At 63.9% G+C, this 4590-nt stretch carries 7 protein-coding genes; all 7 read right to left on the reverse strand.

Going from position 1 to position 4590, the window contains the following annotated elements; all coding sequences use genetic code 11:
* Positions 1-58: 58 nt before the first annotated feature.
* On the reverse strand, positions 59-298 hold the full coding sequence (locus AUC71_RS22525) for a fructose-bisphosphatase class II (RefSeq protein WP_158007684.1): 240 nt from the start codon (positions 296-298) through the stop codon (positions 59-61).
* A complete protein-coding gene (locus AUC71_RS21770; RefSeq protein ID WP_069623161.1) occupies positions 237-416 on the reverse strand; it encodes a fructose-bisphosphatase class II in 180 nt (59 codons plus the stop codon). Before AUC71_RS21770 ends, AUC71_RS22525 begins: the two co-directional genes overlap by 62 nt.
* Positions 417-557: 141 nt before the next feature.
* On the reverse strand, positions 558-1457 hold the full coding sequence (locus tag AUC71_RS03545) for an ABC transporter permease (RefSeq protein WP_244500779.1): 900 nt from the start codon (positions 1455-1457) through the stop codon (positions 558-560).
* Between the two features lie 17 nt (positions 1458-1474).
* A complete protein-coding gene (locus tag AUC71_RS03550) occupies positions 1475-2467 on the reverse strand; it encodes an ABC transporter permease (RefSeq protein WP_069623163.1) in 993 nt (330 codons plus the stop codon).
* Between the two features lie 7 nt (positions 2468-2474).
* Positions 2475-3170 (reverse strand): hypothetical protein, encoded by a 696-nt coding sequence (locus tag AUC71_RS03555; RefSeq protein ID WP_204376619.1) that lies wholly within the window; start codon positions 3168-3170, stop codon positions 2475-2477.
* A gap of 94 nt (positions 3171-3264) precedes the next feature.
* Complete coding sequence (locus AUC71_RS03560) at positions 3265-3798, reverse strand: SRPBCC family protein (RefSeq protein WP_069623165.1); 534 nt, start codon at positions 3796-3798, stop codon at positions 3265-3267.
* Positions 3799-3836: 38 nt separating this feature from the next.
* Positions 3837-4590, reverse strand: a 754-nt coding sequence (locus AUC71_RS03565) for an ABC transporter substrate-binding protein (protein WP_244500780.1), incomplete at its 5' end; no start/stop codon positions are given.

The following is a 4590-nucleotide window of genomic DNA, read 5'->3' on the forward strand; positions in this document are numbered from 1 at the left end:
CCGCGGGCAAGCGAACTGGCCACGAACTTCTCCATGTAGAAGGCGGGACCGGGATTCATCATGCGCCGCGCGGCGCACAGCGGCGGAGAACAGCGAGTGCGTTGGTCAGGCCGCGCACCAGGTAGCTCGTGCCCTCGACGGGATCGACGGCAATGTCCGCCTTGAACGACGCACCGGGCTGGCCGAGATGCTCACCGCGCTGCGGCTGGGCGCCTCTCCCGCGGTCGCCTCGCCGATCACACGCGCGCGTCGATGTCGATCTCCGCGAGTGCGCTGCGCATAGCGTCGAGGGCGGCACGGCCGCCGTCGTCCGCGTCGCCGCGTCCGATCCAATTGAAAGCAGCGCAAGCAGCACGCTCGGTGACGCGGCGCAAAGAATAGACGAGATCCGGATTGACCGGGCCCGGGGTCTCCATGACGTCTCCTCCTCGGCGGCTTCGCTTGTGGAAACGCGACGTTCTTGAAGTGGCCTGAAAGCCTTGGCTCACTATACCTTATGGGTCGTCGCGGCCCCAATTATCAAGAGGTCGCAGCAGATTAGCCTGCCCTGGCCAGATTCAGCGGCCGCGGGCCCTCGGATCGAGCCAATCGCGCAACGCGTCCCCGAGAACATTGATGGAAATCAGGAGTCCGATCAGCATCAGGCCCGGCAGCACCGTGACCCACCAAGTGCCCGCGAACATGAGGTCGTAGCCGGAGCGGATCAACGTGCCGAGGGACGGCTTGGTGACCGGCATGCCAAGGCCCAGAAAGGATAAAGCCGCCTCCGCCATGATGGCGCCGGCCACTTGGGTGGTGGCGATAACGACCAGGGGGGACAGGATATTCGGCAGGATATGGCGGTGCACAATGGCGAGATCGCTGCCGCCCAACGCCCGGGCCGCCCGGATATAGTCCTTGGCCGTCTCCACCAGTGTGGCCGCACGGGCGGTGCGGGCGAAGATGGGCCATTCCGCCAGGCCGATGACGATGACGAGCAGCGGTACGGCAAGGCGGCTCAACGCCTCCCCGCCAAGCCCCGCCCGAACGAGGGCCATCGCGATGATGGCCATCATCAGCGTGGAGAGGGAGAGCTGAATGTCGGCCAAGCGCGTGACCAGACTATCCACCCTTCCCCCGAAATAGCCGGCAAGGAGCCCCAGCGAGACGCCGATCGCGGCCTGGATGACCACCGCGAGAAGACCGACCAGTAACGAGATGCGCGTCCCGTAGAGGATGGCGCTGAAAAGGTCCCGGCCTTGGGCGTCGGTGCCCAGCACGAAGCGCGGATCGCTCCCCTCTTGCCAGATGGGCGGCAGTTCTGCGTCGAGCAGGTCGAAGCCCGCCAAATCGAACGGATCTTGTGGGGAGATCAGCGGGGCGAAGAACGCGGCGACCGCTATGAGGCCAAGCACGATGCCGGCAAGCACGGCGCCCGGCCGGGCAGCGGCGAACGTGGCGAACGCGCGTGTGTTCACGTCTCTGACGCCGGCGCTCATCGTGCGCCCTCGAGGCTGACGCGCGGATCGAGTGCCAGACTCAAAAGGTCGACCAGCGTGTTGACGACGACAAATAGGAGCCCGACCAACACGAGATAGGTGGTGATGAGCGGAATGTCGGCGCGGGTGACAGCCTCGAGAAACAGAAACCCCATGCCGGGCCATTGGAACACCGTCTCGGTGAGCAGCGTATAGGCGATGAGCGTGCCCACTTGCAGACCGCCCACGGCAACGAGGGGCAGGAGCGCGTTGCGCAGCGCATGGACGGTCCACACGCGAAGTGGCGACGCGCCTTTGGCGCGCGCGGTGCGCACATAGTCGTGACCGAGTTCGTCCAGCATGGCGCCGCGCACCAGCCGAATGAACAGCGGCAGCATGATCGAGGAGAGCGTCAGCGCCGGCAGCACGAGGTGCGCAAGCCCGTCGCGGGTGAGCAGGCCCGTTTGCCAAACTCCAAGGTCAATCGTCTGGCCGCGGCCGAAGGCAGGCAACCAATCGAGCCATACGGCAAAAACGGTGATGAGAAAGATCCCGGTGAGAAACACCGGTACCGAGATGCCAAGCACGCTCAAGCCTAGAACCAGCCTGGCGCGAAGCGTCTGCGGTCGCACGGCGCAATAGACTCCGCCCGGCACGGCCAGAAGAAGCACGACAAGGCTCGCGCCAAGGACCAGCTCGAAGCTCGCCGGGAACTTGGCAAGCACCACCTCGACCGTAGGCCTCTTATAGATGATCGAGGTGCCGAGATCGCCCGTGGCGGCGCGGCTCAGATAGCCGGCAAGCTGAACCGGCCAAGGCGCATCGAGGCCGAGTTGATGGCGCAGTTCGGCGCGTTCGGATTCCGGCACCGCCTGGCCCATGATCTCGCGCAAAGGATCGCCAAGGCTTTGCCGTACGGCAAAGGCGATGACGAGAATCGCCAGCATGACGAGCAGCGCTTGGAGAAGACGTCCGCCGATAAAGGCCGCCCCCGAGAGAAAGGCCTTCATGAACGCATCACGCGCGGGTCAGGCCGAACGCGACCGCAGCGGCGACCAGAGCCTGCCACGGAATGAAAAGAAGAGGCAGCGCATTGAGATCGGCCGCCGGATAGAGCAGCGCGCCAAGAGCCGTGCCGACGACCACCACCAGAATCCAGCTTTTGGTTCGCCTGATAGGCTCGGCCGGGATCCCCGTGCCGAAGGCCGTCAGCCCGGCGCCCACCGCGCCGCCGCCGATCCCGCCGAGCAAGAGACCCAATACCTCCCGGTTCGCTTTGGCACCCGGGACCGTACCAAACAGCTCCGAGCCAACCAGCGCTTGGTACATGTCGTTGGCCGTATTGACGGCGGCAAGCCAGCCGATCAGAACAACCGCCATCGTGAGAAAGCACCGGCCCAGGTCGCGGGTGACCCAGAGCCACATGCTGAAGCCGATGCCAGCGCCGAAAGCGATGCCGGCATGCAGCGGAACCCCTTCGGCATTCAAGAGGAACCCGTCTTCGTCGAGACGTATTTCGGGCAGCGGCGAGGGGATGCTGGAAATGAGTCCGGTGATAGCGCCGATGGCCGCCATGATGACGACGGCGCGGGCACTGGGTGGCAGCCGCGGCGCGGTATCGGCCTTCAGGAAATCCCACTTCATTGCCGATAGCGGGCAATTCCAAGTTAGCTGCCGCCCCCCTACTCGTCCCTCGACCTCCCGCGCAAGCACGCGGGCCCCAAAGCTCGGCGGCGAAAGCCACCGCAGTTCAAGACTATAGCCGACGGGGGTCGGAGTTACGACTCAGAAGGAAGCGCCCGCAGCGCTAGCTCTGGCTCTCTGAGACCTGCTTCAGCTTGGTGAGGCCCTGCTCCATCTGCTCGCCCACCATCTTCTTCCCGTTCATGATGAGACACATGGCCTTTTCCAGGAAGTTGTGGTCGTCGTTCATGCTCCAAGTGACGTCGGTCTTATCGCCCTCCGGCTTGAAGTCGAACTGCGCCCCACTCGTACCCTCGAACGGCTCCGTGAAGTCGATCTTGATCTTCACGAGCTCGTCGGGCCGGCTCTCGACCAGGGTCATTTTGCCGGCGCCAACTTCGCTATTCCCAGCCCAGGACATCGCGGTTCCCTCGCCGGCCTCTGGTCCTTCGAAATTCACCTTGGCATTGGGGTCGAGCTTCGCCCAGGGGGACCAGGCCTCCCATTTGTGGAAGTCGTTCACCTCGCCGAACACCTTCGACGCCGGGGCATCGACTGTGACGGACCGCTCGACATGGAATTCCGAAGGTTGGAGCGCGACGACGAGCACAAACACCAGGACGAGCGCGACCAGCACCAGCAGGATCTTCTTCAGCATCGGATGTCCCTACCCGAACGGCCTTTGTTCTCAGGCCCCTATTCTATGACAAGATCACCGAGATACGGCATGTCGATGACGTTCACCACAGGCTCGATCTTCACGTTCTTGCGGGCCGCCCAGGCGAGATGCTGCCATTGGAGCGGCAGTAGCGCCGCGTCCTCATAAAGGATGCGCTCGATGTCCTTGAGGACCTTGGCGCGGGCCTCCGGGTCGGTCATCGACTGAGTTTTGAGTGTCAGCCGGTCAACCTCCGGGTTCGAGTAATGCCCCGCATTGTATTGGCCGTAACCGGTTGTCTCGTCCGGGGTCATGACTAGGAACTCGTAGAAGTTTGCCGAGTCTTGGGTATCGGACTGCCAGCCGATCATCAGCATGTCACCGTCACGCGCATCGAACCGCTGCCAGTATTGCGCCTTCGGCAGGGTCTGAAGATCGACCTTGATGTTGATCTTGGCGAGCATGGCGGCGACGGTTTCGGCGATGCGCGCATCGCCCACATAGCGGTTATTTGGGGCCACCATGCTTACCGAGAACCCGTCCTCGTAGCCCGCCTCCTTCATCAGCGCCTTCGCTTTGGCAAGGTCGTAAGGCGGCGTGAGCGCCGGGTCGTGCCCCGCATAGCCGGGAGGGCTCAACTGCCCGGCGGCGGTGGCCTGCCCCCGCATGATCTTCTTGGCGATGGCTTCGCGGTTGATGGCGTAGCTCATCGCTTTCCGCACGCGGGGATCCTTGAAGGCTTCGACGCGATCCTGGTTCAGTTCGAAGGTGAGGACACGTCGGGACTGAACG

It is taken from the genome of Methyloceanibacter marginalis (assembly GCF_001723295.1).
Lineage (GTDB): Bacteria > Pseudomonadota > Alphaproteobacteria > Rhizobiales > Methyloligellaceae > Methyloceanibacter > Methyloceanibacter marginalis.

Excerpts from the sequence above, each read along its gene's own strand:
- AUC71_RS21770 (WP_069623161.1), bottom strand. The coding sequence starts at position 416 with ATGGAGACCCCGGGCCCGGTCAATCCGGATCTCGTCTATTCTTTGCGC.
- AUC71_RS03550 (WP_069623163.1), bottom strand. The coding sequence starts at position 2,467 with ATGAAGGCCTTTCTCTCGGGGGCGGCCTTTATCGGCGGACGTCTTCTC.
- AUC71_RS03560 (WP_069623165.1), bottom strand. The coding sequence starts at position 3,798 with ATGCTGAAGAAGATCCTGCTGGTGCTGGTCGCGCTCGTCCTGGTGTTT.